The organism is Halorientalis persicus (genome assembly GCF_900110215.1).
In the GTDB taxonomy this organism is placed as follows: Archaea; Halobacteriota; Halobacteria; order Halobacteriales; family Haloarculaceae; genus Halorientalis; species Halorientalis persica.
In genome coordinates, this window is record NZ_FOCX01000008.1 from 23606 (window position 1) to 41330 (window position 17725).

At 65.5% G+C, this 17725-nt stretch carries 15 protein-coding genes; 11 read left to right on the forward strand and 4 right to left on the reverse strand.

Annotated elements, in window-relative coordinates; translation table 11 throughout:
* Nucleotides 1-74 precede the first annotated feature (74 nt).
* The 8 genes from BMX17_RS10260 (at nucleotide 75) to BMX17_RS10295 (ending at nucleotide 10492) form a co-directional block, all read left to right on the forward strand.
* Entirely contained in the window at nucleotides 75-848 is a 774-nt protein-coding gene (locus tag BMX17_RS10260; protein ID WP_092659650.1) for an SDR family NAD(P)-dependent oxidoreductase, read from the forward strand.
* A 122-nt stretch (nucleotides 849-970) separates the two neighbouring features.
* Nucleotides 971-1972 carry a TIGR04024 family LLM class F420-dependent oxidoreductase gene (locus BMX17_RS10265; RefSeq protein WP_092659652.1) on the forward strand — a complete coding sequence of 334 codons (1002 nt, stop codon included), beginning with the start codon at nucleotides 971-973 and terminating at the stop codon, nucleotides 1970-1972.
* A gap of 249 nt (nucleotides 1973-2221) precedes the next feature.
* Nucleotides 2222-3238 (forward strand): TAXI family TRAP transporter solute-binding subunit, encoded by a 1017-nt coding sequence (locus tag BMX17_RS10270; protein WP_092659654.1) that lies wholly within the window; start codon nucleotides 2222-2224, stop codon nucleotides 3236-3238.
* A 45-nt stretch (nucleotides 3239-3283) separates the two neighbouring features.
* A complete protein-coding gene (locus tag BMX17_RS10275) occupies nucleotides 3284-5650 on the forward strand; it encodes a TRAP transporter permease (RefSeq protein WP_092659656.1) in 2367 nt (788 codons plus the stop codon).
* Between the two features lie 129 nt (nucleotides 5651-5779).
* The gene (locus BMX17_RS10280; RefSeq protein WP_092659658.1) at nucleotides 5780-7225 is read left to right on the forward strand and encodes a sensor histidine kinase; all 1446 of its coding nucleotides are present in this window, start codon (nucleotides 5780-5782) and stop codon (nucleotides 7223-7225) included.
* A gap of 138 nt (nucleotides 7226-7363) precedes the next feature.
* Nucleotides 7364-9058 (forward strand): thiamine pyrophosphate-binding protein, encoded by a 1695-nt coding sequence (locus tag BMX17_RS10285; RefSeq protein WP_092659660.1) that lies wholly within the window; start codon nucleotides 7364-7366, stop codon nucleotides 9056-9058.
* Between the two features lie 68 nt (nucleotides 9059-9126).
* On the forward strand, nucleotides 9127-9699 hold the full coding sequence (locus tag BMX17_RS10290; RefSeq protein ID WP_170845382.1) for a GNAT family N-acetyltransferase: 573 nt from the start codon (nucleotides 9127-9129) through the stop codon (nucleotides 9697-9699).
* 100 nt (nucleotides 9700-9799) lie between these two features.
* A complete protein-coding gene (locus tag BMX17_RS10295; protein WP_092659664.1) occupies nucleotides 9800-10492 on the forward strand; it encodes a CDP-alcohol phosphatidyltransferase family protein in 693 nt (230 codons plus the stop codon).
* Nucleotides 10493-10615: 123 nt separating this feature from the next.
* On the opposite strand, the gene BMX17_RS10300 is transcribed toward BMX17_RS10295, so the two are convergent.
* The gene (locus BMX17_RS10300) at nucleotides 10616-12043 is read right to left on the reverse strand and encodes an FAD-binding oxidoreductase (protein WP_092659666.1); all 1428 of its coding nucleotides are present in this window, start codon (nucleotides 12041-12043) and stop codon (nucleotides 10616-10618) included.
* Nucleotides 12044-12212: 169 nt separating this feature from the next.
* Here BMX17_RS10300 and BMX17_RS10305 point away from each other — a divergent pair, with 169 nt between their 5' ends.
* The 3 genes from BMX17_RS10305 to BMX17_RS10315 all read left to right on the forward strand — a co-directional run bounded on the left by BMX17_RS10305 (nucleotide 12213) and on the right by BMX17_RS10315 (nucleotide 14898).
* Nucleotides 12213-13085, forward strand: a complete 873-nt coding sequence (locus BMX17_RS10305; protein WP_092659934.1) for a universal stress protein — start codon at nucleotides 12213-12215, stop codon at nucleotides 13083-13085.
* Between the two features lie 82 nt (nucleotides 13086-13167).
* Nucleotides 13168-14139: a quinone oxidoreductase family protein gene (locus BMX17_RS10310; RefSeq protein WP_092659668.1), complete on the forward strand. Its 972-nt coding sequence runs from the start codon at nucleotides 13168-13170 to the stop codon at nucleotides 14137-14139.
* A gap of 63 nt (nucleotides 14140-14202) precedes the next feature.
* Nucleotides 14203-14898, forward strand: a complete 696-nt coding sequence (locus tag BMX17_RS10315) for a hypothetical protein (protein WP_092659671.1) — start codon at nucleotides 14203-14205, stop codon at nucleotides 14896-14898.
* A gap of 23 nt (nucleotides 14899-14921) precedes the next feature.
* On the opposite strand, the gene BMX17_RS10320 is transcribed toward BMX17_RS10315, so the two are convergent.
* The 3 genes from BMX17_RS10320 to folP all read right to left on the reverse strand — a co-directional run bounded on the left by BMX17_RS10320 (nucleotide 14922) and on the right by folP (nucleotide 17688).
* Nucleotides 14922-15623 carry a hypothetical protein gene (locus tag BMX17_RS10320; RefSeq protein WP_139203465.1) on the reverse strand — a complete coding sequence of 234 codons (702 nt, stop codon included), beginning with the start codon at nucleotides 15621-15623 and terminating at the stop codon, nucleotides 14922-14924.
* A gap of 41 nt (nucleotides 15624-15664) precedes the next feature.
* A complete protein-coding gene (locus tag BMX17_RS10325) occupies nucleotides 15665-16351 on the reverse strand; it encodes a 6-hydroxymethylpterin diphosphokinase MptE-like protein (RefSeq protein WP_092659675.1) in 687 nt (228 codons plus the stop codon).
* 188 nt (nucleotides 16352-16539) lie between these two features.
* Nucleotides 16540-17688, reverse strand: a complete 1149-nt coding sequence (folP, locus tag BMX17_RS10330; RefSeq protein ID WP_092659677.1) for a dihydropteroate synthase — start codon at nucleotides 17686-17688, stop codon at nucleotides 16540-16542.
* Nucleotides 17689-17725: the final 37 nt, after the last annotated feature.

A 17725-nucleotide genomic window follows, 5' to 3' on the forward strand; every position in this document is an offset into this window, starting at 1 on the left:
GTGCAGATTTATTAACAGTGAGGTAGAACGCGCCATTGTTGATTAACAATGGTAACTAAAACGGAGGCAGCACGATGAGAGAACAGTTCGCAGTCGAGGGTCAGACGGCGCTTATCACGGGCGCGTCACAGGGTATCGGTCGCTCCATCGCCGAGCGGTTCGCCGACGACGGGGCCGACGTGGTCATCTGCTCGCGCGAGCAGGAGAAAGTCGACGAAGTCGCCGAGGGCATCAACGCCGAGGACGGTGGCGAGTGTCTCGCCATCGAGTGTGACGTGACCGACCGCGACGCGGTCGACGCGCTGGTCGAGGCGACCGTCGAGGAGTTCGGCGGCGTCGACATCCTCGTCAACAACGCCGGGGCCTCGTTCATGGCCAACTTCGAGGGCATCAGCGAGAACGGCTGGAAGACGATCGTGGACATCAACCTCCACGGTACGTATCACTGCACGCAGGCCGCGGGCGAAGTCATGCGCGAGGGTGACGGCGGCGTGATCGTCAACTTCTCCAGCGTGGCGGGCAACCGCGGCGCGCCGTTCATGAGCCACTACGCCGCCGCGAAAGCCGCCGTCTCGAACCTCACGTCGACGCTGGCCTTCGAGTGGGCCGAGGACGACGTCCGGGTGAACTGCATCGCGCCTGGGTTCGTCGCCACGCCCGGCGTCGAGAGCCAGATGGGCGTCAGCGCCGACGACATCGAACGCTCGGAGGTCGACCGCCAGATCGGCGTCGAGGAAGAGATCGCCGACCTGGCCCAGTTCCTCGCCAGCGACGCGTCCTCGTACATCACGGGCGAGACCATCACGGCGAAGGGCGTTCCGGACATCATGGAAGACCCGGACATCTAGGTCCGCGAAATCCCATTCGATCTTTTGGCGTGGCCGCGGCGTCCCACCCGGAGCCCCGCGTGGCGGTCGAACGACCTCACCGAGGCGGTAACTTATTTCCCGGTCCCGGTCGGTGAGGGGGTATGGCACGTGACGTATTCCTGCCGGTCGCGGCACAGCCCAGCGTTGACACCCTCGTCGAACAGGCACAGACTGCGGAGGAACTGGGATACGACCGCGCGTGGCTCCCGGAAACCTGGGGTCGGGACGCGGTGACGACACTCACGAGCATCGCCCACGGGACCGAGGAGATCGGTATCGGCACCTCCATCATGCCGATCTACTCCAGGTCGGCTGCCCTCATCGGCCAGACCGCCGCCACCCTGCAGGAGGTCTCGGACGGCCGGTTCCGCCTCGGCCTCGGCCCGTCGGGCCCCATCGTCATCGAGAACTGGCACGGCAAGGATTTCGCCAACCCGCTGAAGTACACCCGCGAGACCGTCGACGTGGTCAAGCAGGTCCTCTCGGGCGAACGGGTCAGTTACGACGGCGAGTACTACGACCTCGACGGGTTCCGCCTGCGCTGTGAGCCGCCCGAACAGCCACCGGGGATCGACGCCGCCGGGATGGGACCAAAGTCCGTCGAACTCGCCGGCCGCTTCGCCGACGGCTGGCACGCCCTGATGCTCACGAAAGACGGCCTCCGTGACCGACTGGACGACTTCGACCACGGTGCCGATCTGGGCGACCGCGACCGGAGCGACCAGGAAGTCACGGTCTCGCTGACCTGCTGTGTCGACGAGGATCGGGAGCGTGCCCGCCAACTCGTCAAGCAACATATCTGCTTCTACATCGGGGGCATGGGCACATTCTACCGGGATGCGCTGGCCAGGCAGGGCTACGAAGATCTGGCCCACGACATCGCGGACAACTGGGACGACGGCGACCGCGAAGAAATCGTCGCGGAGTTCCCGGAGGACCTACTCGACGAACTCGCCGTGGCTGGAACGCCCGAAGAGTGCCGCGACCGCATCGACGAGTTCGAGGCCATCGACGGCGTGACTTCCGCCTCTGTCTCTTTCCCCCGGGCGGCCGAACAGGCCGACATCCAGCGAACCATCGAGACGCTCGCACCGGAAAACTGACACGAACGTCTCGGCTCGATGAACAGACTCGTCCGGAGTCGAATCGGCCACCCGAGTCATCGCTTTCACATTCCAGAGCGAGTTGCGGGAAACTATTATATGCTAGGGGCTGTTTAACACACCCAACTGTTAACACAGAACCTATTCAGTTTTACACTTCTATTATGAAAGGGTATATATGCAGTAAACGTTAATTCGGTTCTTATGCGTGGGAAATCCACATTAGATGCCGTCGATAGACGGGCGTTCATGAAGCGTTCGGTCGGGACAGCAGGACTCGTCGGGGCCGCTGGCCTCGCGGGTTGTTTCGGTGACGAGGGGACCGGTAGCGGCGAGGCCCCTGGTGCCGACGGCGAGATGGTCATGACGACCTCGACGCAGGACACGTCGGCGTATACCATGAGTACGGTCATCGCGAACGTCGTGAGCCAGAACAGCGACGAGGTGAGCGTCCAGGCCCAGCCCAGCGAGGGGACCAACGCCAACATCGGTCGGCTCAGCCAGGACAATTCCGACATCGTCTACATCCAGAACTGGACGGCGAGCAAGATCGCAAACGAGGAAGAGCCCTTCGGAAACCTCGATTACACCCCGGTTCAGACGTTCCACCTGTACGATCTGGCGTGGTTCCTCTGTTCGGCCAACGACGACTGGACCACCATCTCCGACATCGGCTCGGGCGACCGGGTCTCGCCGACCCCGAGCGGCTCGGGGACTGCGGAGATGCTCGAATACGCGCTCGGGTTCGCCACGGACGAGTACGAGCGCATCAGTATCGGGTACGGCTCACAGGGGAGTGCGATGAGCGAAGGCCGCCTCGACGCCGGAGCGGGGACGTTCATCAACCTCTCGGTCGAACCGAGCTGGGTCCAGCAGATGAAGAGTACGGTCGACCTGCGCCTGCTCCAGTTCCCCGATAGCGTGACCTCGGAACTGGAGGAGGACCCGGCCATCATCATGAGCGAGGTCGACACGACAGAGTTCGACGGCTACGCCTACGCGCCTGACACGCTCAACACGCCGGCGCTCGCGTACAACTTCGTCACCCGGGACGACTTCGACTACGACACGCTCTATACGTTCCTCGAGACGCTGTGGGCCAACCGCGACGGCCTCGGCGATGAGAACGCCCTGCTCGCCCGGATGGAAGAGGGCGAATTCTGGGTCGAGAACGGTTACGACACCCTCCCGTTCCACCCTGCTGCTGCTGACTTCTACAAGGAACAGGGCGTCTGGAACGACGACTACGACGTCGCCGAACAGTAGCGACCGGGACTGGTTGCCGCCACACCTCATTCCTTCGATACTACGATGACCGATACTACATCCGAAACCGAGATCTGGTCGCCGCGCGAGGACCTCGATGCCTTCCGCGAGCGGGGGATCGTCGAACAAGTACTGCTCGTGTTGATCACTTTCATCGGCGTCGGCCTGACTGCGGTGACGCTGTACTTCGCCTGGGGCAGACCGATCGTCCGGGCCAAGTTTGCCGTCGGCTTTTTCGGTGCCGGCACTGCCCTGTACTACCTCACACAGGCACTGGCGGTCGCGGAGGACCCGACCGACCGGAGCGACGCGACGCTGGTGACCGACTGGCTTCCCGACCGCGCCTATCGGCTCGTCAGGATCGTCGATGGCGTCGTCTGTGTCGCGATCGCAGGGGCTGCCGCCGTCGCCAGCTACCACGTCTTCACCAGCTACGCCCGCCTCGACGGCCCGGCCCTCATCAGCGGGTTCCAGAACGTCGACCTGTACGTCGGGCTGGTCATCGTCTTCCTGGCTATCGACGCCACCCGGCGAGCCTACGGTTGGTCCATCGCGCTCGTCGCGGTGGGCTCTGTGCTGTACGCCTACTTCGGCGACCTGATGCCGGGCTTCCTCCAGCATCCCGGCTTCTCGCTCGAGGGTGTCGCGACGTACGGCGCGGTCCGGCTCACTGGAGCCTTCGGCTTTATCATGGAGATCGGTGCGACCTGGGTCGCCATCTTCATCATGTTCGCCGGGCTCGCTCGCGAGTTCGGCGCGCTCGACGTAATCTTGGGCCTGGGCCAGAAACTCGGCGAGAACCTGCGGAGCGGCGTCGTCCACGTCGCCGTCATCTCCAGCATGGCCATGGGGTCGATCACCGGGAGTGCGGCGGCCAACGCCGCCACCACCGGTTCGTTCACGATCCCGATGATGAAAGAGCAGGGCGTCCGGAAGGACTTCGCGGCCGCCATCGAGAGCGTCGCTTCCTCCGGCGGGCAGATCATGCCCCCGGTCATGGGTGTGGCCGCGTTCCTGATGGCCGACATCCTGGGTGTGGCCTACGTCCGGGTCATCCAGGCGGCGATCATCCCGGCACTGCTGTTTTACTTCTCGGTCGGCGTCGCCGTCCAGTTCGCGGTCCTCCGGTACGGCTGGACCACCGAGAACACGGACGGCCCCGGCATTCTGGCCTCGCTCTTTAGCCGGAGCGCGCTGCTGAAATCGCTGTACGCGCTGGTCGTCGTGGGCGCGTTCTACCAGGCCCGAGTCATTCTTGGCTTCAGTCTCTTCGCGGCGGCCGCGGCCGCTCTGGCGTCGCTGGTGGTCGCCCGCCTGCTCCGGGCCGTGGTCCAGAACCAGCGCAGTACGGCCGCGGATTTCGCCAGTGGTGTCGCGCGCTTTTTCGACGGCACGCACTTCGCGATCCCGATGTCGGTGTTGATCTACACGCTCGTCGTCATGCAGCTCTCGCCGATGGCGGCGGGGCTGTACACGACGCTGACGCTGATCGGGACGATGGTTCTGGGCAACCCCATCGCGACGCTGGCCCGCGAACTCGGCGGTCTCGCCGACGAGAGTGACGCCAGCGGCTCGCCCTCGAACGTTTCTCTCGTGGCGGCGATCGAACAAGCGCTGTACACGTTCGTCGGAACGGGGTACCGGACGCTGAAGGGCTTCCGGCGCGGTGCGATCGACATGGCCCCGCTGGTGGGCGTCCTCGCCGCGATGGGCGTCATCATCAGTATGCTGACCCAGACGGGACTGACCTCCGAGATCAGTGTTCGGATGGTCGCGCTCGGCGGTGGTGTCCTGCTGGTCGTCCTGATCCTGGCGATGATCACCAGCATCCTCTTCGGCCTCGGGATGCCGACGCCGGCCGCCTACATTCTCGTGGCGACCCTGCTCGTGAGTCCACTGACGGATCTGGGCGTGACCGAGATCACGGCCCACCTGTTCGTCTTCTACTTCGCGATGCTGTCGGCGATCACGCCGCCGGTCGCGGTCGGCGTGGCCGTCGGCTCCCGGATCGCCAACAGCGGGTTCATGACCGCCGCGAAACAGGCGATGAAGATCGGTGCGGCGGGCTTTCTGATCCCGTACGCCCTGGTCGTCAACGACAGCCTCGTGAACTGGACGCTGACCGGGACGCCCGTGGCCGTGTTCTGCGTGTTCGTCGGCGTCGTCGCGCTGACGGCGGTCACGATCGGCTTCGACGGCCGCCACGTCCTCGGTATCCCCCACCGGGCGGCCTATCTCGCCCTGGCCATGCTCGCGATGTACGCGCCGGCACTGGGCGGGTTCGTCGGCGGTAGTGTGACAGTGCTGTTGCAGGTCACCGCGGCCGCCGTCGCGCTGGTCGGCCTCGCACTGGTGCAACTCGATCGGCTGCCGCCGGCCGTCACGCCCGCACCCCGCGCCCGGGACCGCTGACCGCGCCGTTCGTTTGGTCGGCACTCCGTGTCGGCCCCATCACCGAACTGTCCAGCGGCGACGGCGTACAGTATCAGTCCTGAATACGGAGACGATGGATTCTTTGCACCCTCCCCTGCTACAGTGGCTATGCTCGCGTCGGATACCCTCGATGTGCTGGTCGTCGACGACAGTGATTTTTTCGTGAGCATCACTGCCGACAAACTCAGCGACGAACACGGGATCGCGACGCGAACCGCCAACAGCGGTGCAGAGGCGCTGTCAATCCTCGAAGACGAAGCCGTCGACTGCGTGGTCAGTGACTACCAGATGCCCGAGATGAACGGGCTCGAACTGTATCGTCGGATCGATGACCAGTACGGCATCCCCTTCGTCATGGTGACCGGCGAGGGCGACGAGATGGTGGCAAGCCACGCGATGAGCGCGGGCGTCGACGAGTACTTCAAGAAAGACGAGATCGCGGCCCAGGACCGACTGGAACTGCTCGCCAACCGGATCAAAAACGTCGTGGCACAACAGCGGGCCCGCAACCGATACGAGTTGCTCGTCGACAACGCGCCCGACGAGATCGTCCACGTCGACACCGACGGCACCATCGTGGCGGCAAATAGCGCGATGGCTACCTCCTTCGGGACCGACGAGCAAGACCTGATCGGCCAGCAACTCGGACACGTGGTGCCGGGCGACGTGGCCCAGGGCCGTATCGAGGAGGGCAAGCGGGCTATCACCGCTGGGAGCGCGGTCACGTTCCAGGACAGCATCGGCGTCCGGCACTTCCACAACATCGCCGTGCCGATCACGGAGGGCAGCGGCGACGAGTCCTTCCAGCTCATCTCGCGGGACATCACCCAGCAGAAACGCCGTGAGCGGGAACTGGCCACCACCAACGAGGAACTCGCCGTCATCAACCGTCTCGTGCGACACGACATCAACAACGACCTCCAGCTCCTGCTCAGCTGGGCCGAGATCGCCAAACAGCAGGCCGAGGGCGAGCCCCGGGAGTACCTCGACCGCATCGAGAACGCCTCGGAACACATCGCCGAACTAACCTCCGTCGTCGGCGACGTCGTCGACTCGATCGCCCACGGCGAGTCGTTCGATCTGGAAGCCATCCCGCTGGAGCCAGTCGTCACCACCGAGATCGAGAAGCGGCGGACCGCCGACGACGCGACTATCTCCATCGTCGGCGACGTGCCGTCGGTCGAGGTCTGTGCCAACGAGTTACTTCGATCGGTCGTCGGGAACCTCCTGAGCAACGCCGTGCGTCACAACGACAGCGACGACCCGACCGTCTGGGTTACAGTCGAGGAGGAAGACGAGGACGTGATCGTCAGCGTCGCCGACGACGGCCCCGGCATTCCGGACGACCAGAAAGACGAGATCTTCGGGAAAGGCGAGATGGGCACAGAGAGTCCGGGCACCGGAATCGGACTCTACCTCGTCAACCGCCTCGCGGAGGCCTACGGCGGCCGCGTCTGGGTCGACGACCGCGTGGACACGGACGTTCCACCCGAGTCCACAGCGGACGACAGCGGAGCCGTGTTCAGGGTGCGACTCCCGAAACACATCGCGTGATTCGGTACGGGGCGGCGAGGACCCAGACGAGTTGGCTTAACAGTTTTTTCCCAGGAGTCGTCGCTGGAAGCCGTTGGCAATCCCTGACACCCGGAGGTTAACTATTTTAGGGGTGCCCGCCGGAGAGACAGTAACTCCATGACAGGCTATACGGGTTCGGATCTGTTCGTCGACGCGCTGGAGCAGTATGGCGTCGAACACGTCTTCGGCAACCCCGGCACGACGGAGTTGCCAGTCCTCGACGCGATCAGTCGGAGCGACCTCGAATACGTCCTCGGACTGCACGAGGACATCGCGGTCGGGATGGCCTCGGGCTACGCCAGTACCCGCCGCTACCACGCCCACCACGACGAGAGCGTGATGCCGGCCGGCGTCGTCAACCTGCACATCACGCCCGGCCTGGCCCACGGCGTCGGCAACACCTACGCCGCCCAGTTCGCGGGCACGCCGCTGGTCATCACCGCCGGCAATCACGAACGGGACTTCCGCCACGAGGAACCCCTGCTCCACGGCGACCTCGAAGCGATGGTCGACCAGTTCACGAAGTGGTCCGACGAGGTACTCGACGTGACGGCCCTACCGACGATGCTCCGGCGGGCGTTCCGCGTCGCGCTGACACCGCCGACGGGCCCGGTCTTCCTCGGTCTCCCACAGGACGTGATGCTGTCCGAGACCGACCCCGAGGCCATCGAGCCGTTGGGTCCGATCCCGAACGCCGGGCCGGGCGATACCGGCCAGATCGAACGCGCCGCCGACCTGCTCGCAGAGGCCGACGATCCCGTGTTGATCCTGGGCGACCACGTCGCTCGCTCTGGGGCCGACGCCGTCGACGCGGCCGTCGACTTCGCTGAGGCGTCGGGCGCACGAGTCCACGCCGAGATCCTCTCCTGTGAGGTGAACTTCCCCGGCGAGCATCCCCAGTGGATCTCCCACGTCCCACCCAACGAGGGCGTCGCGAGTATGCTCATGGACACCGATACGCTCGTGTTCGTCGGCACCTCCACCCACACGACCCTGCTGAACCACGAGAACGCGCTCGTCGACAGCGACACCACTTGCATCCACATCTCCGACGACGCCTGGGAGGTCGGGAAGAACCAGCCCGCACAGGCCGCTGTCGTCGGCGACCCGGGCCTCGTGATGGAACAGCTGGCCGAGCGCCTCGACGACCGGATCGACGACGCGGAACGAAAGCGCCGGATCGACAGCGTCGAGACGACCAAGCAGGCCCTTTCCAGCACCATCCAGTCGATGAGCGAGGACGAGACGCCCGAGGGCGAGACCCGCGCTTCGAAGGCCGACCTCGTCGACGCGCTCAAAGAGACCGCGCCGGACGCCTACATCGTCGACGAGGGCGTCACGTCCAAATACCCCCTCCTGATCCGCTGGGAGATGGAAGCCGAGCAGATGATCTCGAACAAGGGCGGTGGCCTCGGCTACGGCCTCCCCGCCTCCGTCGGGGCGGCCGTGGCCGAGTCGATGCAGGACGACCCCCGCGACGTGGTGGGCTACATCGGTGACGGCTCGTACCTCTACTACCCGCACTCGATCTACACTGCGGCCCGGCACGACCTCGATCTCACCGTCGTGATCCCGGACAACCGCAACTACCGCATCCTGAAGGACAACACCATCGAGATCTTCGGCGGCGACGACGAGGACCACGACTACGTCGGCATGGACTTCGAACCACCGGTCGACCTGGTCAAAAACGCCGAGAGCCACGGGGCGCGGGGCCACCGCGTCGAGACCGCAGACGAGATCGCCGAGACCTTCGCCGACGCGCTGGACCGGGAGGGGACGGACGTGCTGGACGTGCTGGTCCACGACTGAGCGGCGGCAAGCACGATTCGCTGTCCGGTCGACAGGTATTTTTTCGCCGCGGTGGCTACCCGGCGAACGTGCAGAACCCGCTGTGGCGGCTGAGCCGCAACGCGTACGGGCGGCAGATCTACGAGACGCTCGCCGACCTCGGGATCAAAGTCGCCAAACTCGACCAGTACGTGTCCGATCTGACGACCGTGCCCGACGCCACAGCGCCTGGCGGTGTCACCATCGACTGTCACCGCGCCGGCGAACTCGACCGCTCGGAAGCCGACGCGTTCGTCGAACCGGCCCCCATCGACCGGGTCGTCACCGCCCGGATCGGCGGTGACCTCGTGGGGTACCTGTTTCTGAGCCACAATCGGCCGGTCTACGTCGAGGCACTGGATTCGGAGCGCCTGTTCGACGGCGCGTACCTCTGGCGAGTGTTCGTCGATCCCGCCCACCGAAACCGGGGCATCGCCACGGCCCTGGTCCGCCGGGCGCTCCGTGAAGCGGCGAGTCGGGGGGCCGACCGTGCTACTGCCCTCGTCGCCGTCGACAACGTCCCCTCCAAACGCCTCTTTGCCGCCAACGGGTTCGAACCGGAAAAACGCGTCAGCTACTACCACCTGCTGGGGTTCGAGCATCGCAGTACGAAACCACTGTAGTGCCGAAGGGACCCTAACGGGGCGGAATGCGGTCCTATATAGCACTTTTAGTCACCTTTATACAGAGTGTTAGATATCGATAAAAGTAGGGAAGGGGCCCATGACCGACGTCAAAACACACGTTCGGACAGCGGTGCGGAACGTCAGACGACGGGTCGACCGCCGAAAACCACCGGCAGACGAGGAGTATCTGCTGTTCAGTCTCGGGGTCGCCGACTACATCAGTCTCGTGGCGCTGTTTTTCGGCTGGACGGCGACGCTGCTGGTGTTGACCGGCGAGCCCAACTGGGCGCTGGTCTCCATGCTGGTCGCGTTCGGCTTCGACAAACTCGACGGGTTCTACGCCCGCGAGTTCGGCGAACCGACGACGATGGGGCGACACATCGACGCGTTCATCGACGTGTTCACGTACCTGGTTCCGGCGGTCGCGCTCTATCACGTCGTTCTCTCTCCCGCCACGGTCCTCAGCGTCCTCGTCGGCTTCACCGTCCTCGCGTTCGGCCTCCTCCGACTGGTTCGGTTCGCCAGTGAGGGGCTCGAAGACGACGACGGGACGAGCTACTACCGGGGGCTCACCGTCGTCCACCTCAACGTCCTGATGGTCGGCAACTACTTCCTCGCCACCTTCGTCGACCAGTGGAACGGGTGGCTGGCGGCCGCGACGGTCCTGCTGACCGCTCCGCTGATGATCTCGAACTACCGGAGCTACAAGACCGTCGGCAGTCACACCGTCGCGGGACTGCTCGCGCTCGCCGTCGTCGGGCTCGCGCTGGTCCTCGAATTCGGCATCTAATCTCAGTCGTCGCGCTCCGCCCGCCCCCGCTCGCCCTGTGCAGTCCCACCTTTTTCTCCTCGGGTTCGCTCCCCTCCGGTCGCGAACCCCTCGTGCAAAAACGTGGGCGAAAAAACCGGTCGCTCAGTCGTCGCTCTCGGCCCGCACCCGTTCACCCTGTGCCGTTTCGGGGAAGATCTTCCCCGGATTCAGCGTGTCCTTTGGGTCCAGGGCGCGTTTGAGCGCCCGCATCGCCTCGACGCTCTCCTCGCCGTGTTCGGACACGAGGTACTTCCGTTTCCCGCGGCCGACGCCGTGCTCGCCGGTACAGGTCCCGCCCATCTCGATGGCGCGCTCGACGATGTCGGTGTAGACTTCTTCCCCCGTCGCGATTGTCTCGGGGTCGTCCAGGTTCACCAGCACGGAGTAGTGGACGTTGCCGTCGCCGGCGTGGCCGAAGCAGGGGACGACGATGTCGTCTTCCGCGCCCCGATCCTTGGCGTAGCGGATGATCTCGGGGAGCTTGCTGATCGGGACGGTGATGTCGCCGGGGTGGAGCGGCTGGAGGTCGGGCTTCCACATCTGGATCGCGAAGGCGAGTTCCGCGCGGGCCTTCCAGAGCTGGTCCATCGCCTCCTCCTCGGCCATCTCGAACCGCTCGACATCGTGGCCCTCGAAGATCGACCGGCAGAAGTCGATCTCCTCGTCGATCCCGTGGTTGGCGTGGAATTCGAGGAAGACCATCGGGTCGGCCGGCAGGTCGGTGTCGTCGTCGGCGTAGTCGGCAGCGATCTCGGCGCTCACGTCGTCGACGAGTTCGATCTTGGCCACGTCCACACCGGACTGGATCGCGTCCATGACGGCCTCGGCGGCGTCGTCGAGCGTCGGGAAGATGGCCCGTCCGCCCCTGATCTGCTGGGGTCGTCCCTCCAGCTCAAGCGTCGCTCGCGTCACGACGCCGAGGGTCCCCTCGCTCCCGATCAGGAGCTCCTTCAGGTTGTACCCGCTGGAGGTCTTGACTGCCTTCGAACCGGTCTTGATCACGGAGCCGTCGGCGAGGACGGCTTCCAGTTCCAGCACCCAGTCGGCGATCTCGCCGTACTTGACGGTCTGCATCCCGCTGGCGTCGTTGGCGATCATGCCGCCGATGGTGGAGATGTCACCCGAAGACGGCAGCGGCGGGAAAAAGAGGCCGTGCTTGGCGACTTCCTCGTCGATCACGTCGCCCATCACACCCGGTTGCACGTCGATCTGGAAGTCGTCGGGGCGGACCGCCAGCACGTCGTTCATCCGTGTCATGTCCATGCTGACGCCCTCGTACTCGGGAACCGGGTTGCCTTCCAGGCTGGTGCCCGCAGCGTAGGGTGTCACCGGGACGCCACGTTCGTTGGCCGCGGCCAGGACAGCGGACACGTCCGCCGTCGATTCGGGCCAGACGACGGCGTCGGGCTTGACGCCCGTCCCGGCACCGTCGGAGGCCCAGTCGCCCGCGTGGTTGTCCCGGTCGGAGTCCCCGAACGACACCTGCTCGTCGGGCAGCACGTCCGTCAGAAACGAACAGTCGTGTGGCATTGTATTACACCCACGCCCGGGCCGGCTTAAATCCATGCCGTACGCGGCCGGTTCCGCGATCGAGAGGACCGTCCCGGTCGATCCGCCCTCGACGCCACGGGGGTACGCTGGGGGCCCGATCGGCGATGGCGACCTGCTCTTTTATTACTCGTCCGTGAGATCCGTCGGTATGTACGACCGGATCCTGCTGCCGACGGACGGGAGCGAGGAGGCGACGGCGGTCGCCGACGTAGCCTTCGATATCGCGGCGGCTCACGACGCGGCGGTCCACGTCCTCAACGTCGCGGACACGACCCGGGACAGCGTGACGAACATTCGCGGTCAGGTCGTCGACGCCCTCGTGGAGGAGGGTGAACGGATCGTCGACGACGTCGAGGAACGGGGCCGAGACCGGGGCGTAACCGTGTGGACGGAGGTCTTGCAGGGTGACCCGTCACCGACGATCGTCGATTACGCGTCGGAGTCCGATATCGACCTCGTCGTCATGCCGACCCAGGGGCGACGCGGGCTGGAACGGGTCCTCCTTGGAAGCGTCACCGAACGGGTGATCTCGTCTGCGCCGGTTCCGGTTCTCGTCTGTAACCCTGGCTCGGAGTTCGCGTTCGCGTACCCACCCGAGCGCGTACTGGTCCCGACCGACAGGAGCGACGCGGCCGACCGGGCGCTGTCGGCGGGGATCGACGCCGCCGCCGCGACCGGCGCGACGCTGCACCTACTCACCGTCGCCGAGACGGCGTCGCTCGGTCCCGACGTGCGATCGACTAGCACGACGGAGCGACTCTCCGAGGCGGCCGAAGAAACGCTTGATGACGCCCGTACTCGTGCCGAAGCGGCCGGGGTCGAATCGCTCGTAACCGCCGTCCAGCAGGGACAACCGTACCGGGAGATCCGTTCGTACATCGAGGACGAGGACATCGATCAGGTCGTTCTGGGCACCGGCGAGGAGTCCGATTTCGGCCATTTCCTCTGGGGCGGTGTCACGGCGAAACTCGTCAGATCGTCACCGGTCCCGATCCTGATAGCCCGAAATCGTGACCGGTAGTCCCCACTCAGACAACTCTCCACAACGGCAAAGTTCCCTCATACCGGGAGACTTTACATAGGAGGGTTTCCATTGTTAGGTCATGAAGGTAGCTGAGGTAACAGAGTTCGGCGGAAAAGAGAACATCGAGGTCAACGAGCGGGAGAAACCGGAGCCCGGGTCGGGCGAGGTCCGGATCGAGGTGAAGGCCGCGGGGATCAACTTTGCGGACATCATGCAGCGCCGCGGGCACTACCAGGGCGGTCCCGAACCGCCGTACGTCCCCGGGATGGAAGTCGCGGGCGTCGTGGACGCCGTCGGCGATGGCGTCGGCCGCGAGGTCGGTGACGAAGTGATGGGCTTCGTCGAGGAGGGCGGCTACGCGGAGTACGCCATCGCCAACGCGGCGGGGCTGTTCGACCTCCCCGAGAATATGTCCTACGAGGAGGGCGCGGGCTTCTCTGTCCAGTTCCTCACCGCCCACAACTGCCTGTTCGAGTGGGGCGACATGACCGAGGACGAGTCGGTGTTGATCCACGCCGCCGCGGGCGGGGTCGGGACTGCCGCCGTCCAGCTGGCCAGCAACGCCGGCGCGGACGTGTTTGGCACGGCGAGCACCGACGAGAAGCTCTCGCTGGCCGAAGAACTCGGCTGTGACCACCCGATTCAGTACACCGAGGAGGACTTCGTCGAACAGGTGAACGACCTCACTGACGGCGACGGTGTCGACCTCGTGCTCGACGGCATCGGCGGCGAGACGACCACCGAGAGCCTGAAGGCGCTGACCCACTTCGGCCGGATGGTTTCCTTCGGCGCGGCCTCGGGCGAACCGGGCCAGCCCAACACCGCCGACCTCCTGTTCAACAACCACACGATCATCGGCTACCACCTTGGGCAGGCCATGTACCGCGACCCCGGTCGTGTGTTCCAGGCCGTCCCGAAGCTGACCGAACAGCTGGGGTCTGGCGATCTCGAAGTGATCGTCGGGACGAGTTTCGACCTCGACGACGCTGCCGAGGCCCACCAGTACATCGAGGACCGCAAGTCCAGCGGCAAGGTCGTCCTGAAACCCTGAGCCGCCACTGTCGAGTTCGAAGCGACCAGTACCATTAGGAACCGGCAGTCCCTAGCCGGGGTGATGACCCGTGAGGCCGTCCAAGCCGGGTTCGCAGAGTTCGTCGGTGACATCGTCGACACAGCGTACGACGAGTTCGACGTGGTCGCCGTGTTGCGTGGTGGGTCGGGAACCAGCGGCCGCCTGCTCAACAAACTCCTCAAGAACAGTCGCCGCCTCGACCAGCGCGTCGTTCGCCCGGAGTTGCGCGAGTACCGCCGTCGGGTCCTCGACCAGTTCGAGCCGGTCCTGGCCTACGCCGCCGATGGTGACGGTGATTTCGAGGACTACCGGAATCGGGTCCGCGAGGCTGACGTGTACCTCGCCCATCTCCGGCCGTCCGTCCGTGGCGACCGCCGGCAGGCCATCGAACAGGCCCAACTCGACAGACAGCGCCGGCTGGCCGAGGCCGCCCGGCCGCTGGTCGAGTCACCCGAATCCGACTTCTGGGCCGCCGCCGTCGACGCGCTCGACCGGGACCACGCCCGCGACCTCGTCCAGACACACTTCACGTTCACCGATCCGCTCCGGGAGTACCCCGACGCCTTTCTCTTCGAGACCGAGATCGACCCGGGTGACGTGGTCGGTGGCCCGCTGGCCGGTCGGCTCCCCTCGGTGACCGTCGAGTACACCGACGAGGTGATCCGGGTGCTCGAACGGGCCGAGGCCACCGTGGTCGAGCGGGCGCTCTCCGAACTGGACCGGCGGTTCGACGCCTGAAAATCCCGAATCCGAACCCCCACTCACTCCCGAGGGTCTCCCAGCATGATAGCGACGCCGAAGACGGTGAGTCCGAGTACGACGCCGAGTGCACGGGCAGTGAGGATCACCATGGCCGCCGCTTCGGCCTCCGCATCCGGCGGCGAACGATCACCCGACACCTCCCAGAGCAAGTGATACTCACCGCCGGACCGCACGACGATCCCACCCCGGGGGTTCCGGTGGTCTGTCCAGTCGATGGGTCGATGAGTGGTCAGGTTCCGCTCGTCCAGGAGTCGCCGTTCCCGCGGCGAGAGGTCGTCACGCTCGACGGAGACGTTCTCGAGCACGTCTCCCCAGGAGACCGGAACGAGGAGCGCGGTGACCGTCTCGTCGTCCGTTTCGACGACCCGTCTGTGAAGCTGACCCTCGATACCGACGAACCGTTCTCCCGCACTCGCGGCGCGTCCGACGCCCGTGGGGTAGTTCTGCACGAACCGCACGGAACCGTTGGCTTCGATCGCCTCGTCGAAGACGCATCCCCAGTCCTGCTGACTGTATTCGCATCCGATCCCCGCGATGTCCGTTCCCCTGGCTGCTCGCGGGAGGCGATCCCCGTCGCTCGGCAACTCGACCGCGCGATACTCGAACGCCGGATCCGTGGCGTGCGGGAAGACCAGAATCGGATTGGCGACCAGCACGACCCCGACCACCAGTAACACTCCTCGAACGTATCTGGAGGGCACATCGACCCCTGGAACCGATCAGGTGAAAAACAGTTCGCTCGCTATATCGGCAGCATCGACACGTCGATACCGTCCCGTCGGCCGTCCAGTACGTCGAACCGTTCATCTCGGCGCTGTTCGAGCCAGTAGAGCAATCGTTCGGCCCACGTCAGCTTCCGCCCTTTCGCCTCGCTCACGCCGGGATCGTCGAAGTCCCAGCCCACGAAGGTCAGTTCGGCCGCACCGACGTGGCCGGCCAGAAAGGCCGCCCGGTCGCCGTCGGTGAACCCGCCGAAGTTCTCCACCGGTCCCCCCGGCTCGGCCTGTGTCGTCGGGAGCACCTGTTCGTCCGTAAACCGGGGTACCCACTCTCTGACGGCCGCGACGTTGTCGCCGTGGGCGTGTGTCGCGACCGGGATGCCCTGATCGGTGAGGTCCAGGGCCGTCCCGGGATTCTTGTCGAGGTCGGTGACCATGCAGTCGACAGCGACCCCCTCCTCACGCAGGGTATCCACGGCCGTCGACGCGGCGATCACGGCGTCGGCCGCGGCTGCGCGGTCGGCCTCGGCCGCCAGTGACGGTCCCGCACCCGCGATCGCGACGCGCTGGTCGGTGAAATCCAGCTCTGCCATGTCGAAGGACCCGACGAGGTCGGCGAGTACGTCCCGAGCACGCTCGTCGCCGCGACGGTCGTAGCCGAAATCCGCGAGGATGGCCTCGTAGACGGGTTCCCAGGTGCAAAATTCCATGCTAAGCGCTCACCGACTTGGTCCTATATAAATCGAGGTGAGCCGAAGTGGCACAACCTGGTACCCCTACCCGGGTGCCCTTTCGGCCTTCACCCCCCTGTTTTGGCGCATCTGGCATAAGTTTTCTCTTCGTCAGACACCCCGGTCGGCCGTCGTCCGGCGGCTGGCGTCTGACGAGTAAGCAGGGCTTACGCCGCCGGTAGTCCGTTCGTAATCGCCGACAGAACGGGTGCGAGCGAATCTCTGTCGACACCCGCGGCCAACCGCCGGAGGGCGCTGACCGTCCCGAACAGCAGGAGCGGCCCGTTGCCGTCACAGTCCCCACCGTTCTCGACGGCCGTGACGCCGTAGGTACCGGCCTCGTTGCGGAGCAGTGTTGCGGCCGTCCGGTCGAGCCCCGATACCTCGAACACCCGAACGACGGCGTCGTCTGCGTAGGTACCATCGACGCCGAGCCGGTCGAGATGCCGGCGGGCCTCGCCGGTCGTGGTCACGTCCAGTTCCTCGACCTCGGGCGTTCGGACCCGTTCGCGAGTGAAGGCGTCACCCACCAGCGCGGCGTCGCGGGTCTCTTTCACGTCGTGGGTCCGGATCACGTGCGCGCCGCGCTCGACGGCCATCGCCGTGGCCGCGAGGCTCACGGGGAGGGCCTCCTCGGTCGTCCGGCCGGCGATCTCCCGGAGGAAGTTCTTCCGGTTGATCGAGACCAGCAGCGGGTAGCCGTAGCCCCGGAACTCACGGAGCCGGTCGAAGGTCTCTCGGTCGTCGTCGGTGGTCTTGTCCTCGCTCCAGCCGCCGAAGGCGGGGTCGAGGATCGTCTTGTCGGTGAACCCGTTGAGTTCGAGGGCGTCGTAGATGTCGTCGACCGCTTCGATAGCGCCCGGCCGTTCCAGATCCGGCGGGCTGGCCATCTTCGCGACGGCCACGTCGTAGTCGGCACAGACCTCGGGTAGCTCCGGGTCGGCGAACCCGCAGATGTCGTTGACCATGTCGAAACCCCGATCCAGGGCGGCCTCGGCGACCTCGTGGTAGCGGGTCTCGATAGAGAAGACGGCGTCGCCGGAGACGCTCTCGATGGTCTCGACGGCCGTATCGAGCCGGTCGAGTTCCTGCTCGGCGGAGAGCACGTCGAACTTCTTGTTGGCCGATTCGAGGCCCACGTCGACGATGTCTGCCCCTTCGTCGATGAGTTCCTCGTCGACGTACTCGGCGGCGTCTCCGGGGTCGTCGTAGACGCTCGGGTCGTACGGCGACTCGCTGGAGACGTTCAGCACGCCCATGATGCGGGGCGGATGGTCGTCACCGATGCCCAGCCCGGCCGCGTCGACGTTGCGCATACCGCTCCCAGGGAATCCAGCCGGTAAAACGACGTGA

Excerpts from the sequence above, each read along its gene's own strand:
- BMX17_RS10260 (WP_092659650.1), top strand. The coding sequence starts at position 75 with ATGAGAGAACAGTTCGCAGTCGAGGGTCAGACGGCGCTTATCACGGGC.
- BMX17_RS10265 (WP_092659652.1), top strand. The coding sequence starts at position 971 with ATGGCACGTGACGTATTCCTGCCGGTCGCGGCACAGCCCAGCGTTGAC.
- BMX17_RS10270 (WP_092659654.1), top strand. The coding sequence starts at position 2,222 with ATGAAGCGTTCGGTCGGGACAGCAGGACTCGTCGGGGCCGCTGGCCTC.
- BMX17_RS10275 (WP_092659656.1), top strand. The coding sequence starts at position 3,284 with ATGACCGATACTACATCCGAAACCGAGATCTGGTCGCCGCGCGAGGAC.
- BMX17_RS10280 (WP_092659658.1), top strand. The coding sequence starts at position 5,780 with ATGCTCGCGTCGGATACCCTCGATGTGCTGGTCGTCGACGACAGTGAT.
- BMX17_RS10285 (WP_092659660.1), top strand. The coding sequence starts at position 7,364 with ATGACAGGCTATACGGGTTCGGATCTGTTCGTCGACGCGCTGGAGCAG.
- BMX17_RS10295 (WP_092659664.1), top strand. The coding sequence starts at position 9,800 with ATGACCGACGTCAAAACACACGTTCGGACAGCGGTGCGGAACGTCAGA.
- BMX17_RS10300 (WP_092659666.1), bottom strand. The coding sequence starts at position 12,043 with ATGCCACACGACTGTTCGTTTCTGACGGACGTGCTGCCCGACGAGCAG.
- BMX17_RS10305 (WP_092659934.1), top strand. The coding sequence starts at position 12,213 with ATGTACGACCGGATCCTGCTGCCGACGGACGGGAGCGAGGAGGCGACG.
- BMX17_RS10310 (WP_092659668.1), top strand. The coding sequence starts at position 13,168 with ATGAAGGTAGCTGAGGTAACAGAGTTCGGCGGAAAAGAGAACATCGAG.
- BMX17_RS10315 (WP_092659671.1), top strand. The coding sequence starts at position 14,203 with ATGACCCGTGAGGCCGTCCAAGCCGGGTTCGCAGAGTTCGTCGGTGAC.
- BMX17_RS10325 (WP_092659675.1), bottom strand. The coding sequence starts at position 16,351 with ATGGAATTTTGCACCTGGGAACCCGTCTACGAGGCCATCCTCGCGGAT.
- folP (WP_092659677.1), bottom strand. The coding sequence starts at position 17,688 with ATGCGCAACGTCGACGCGGCCGGGCTGGGCATCGGTGACGACCATCCG.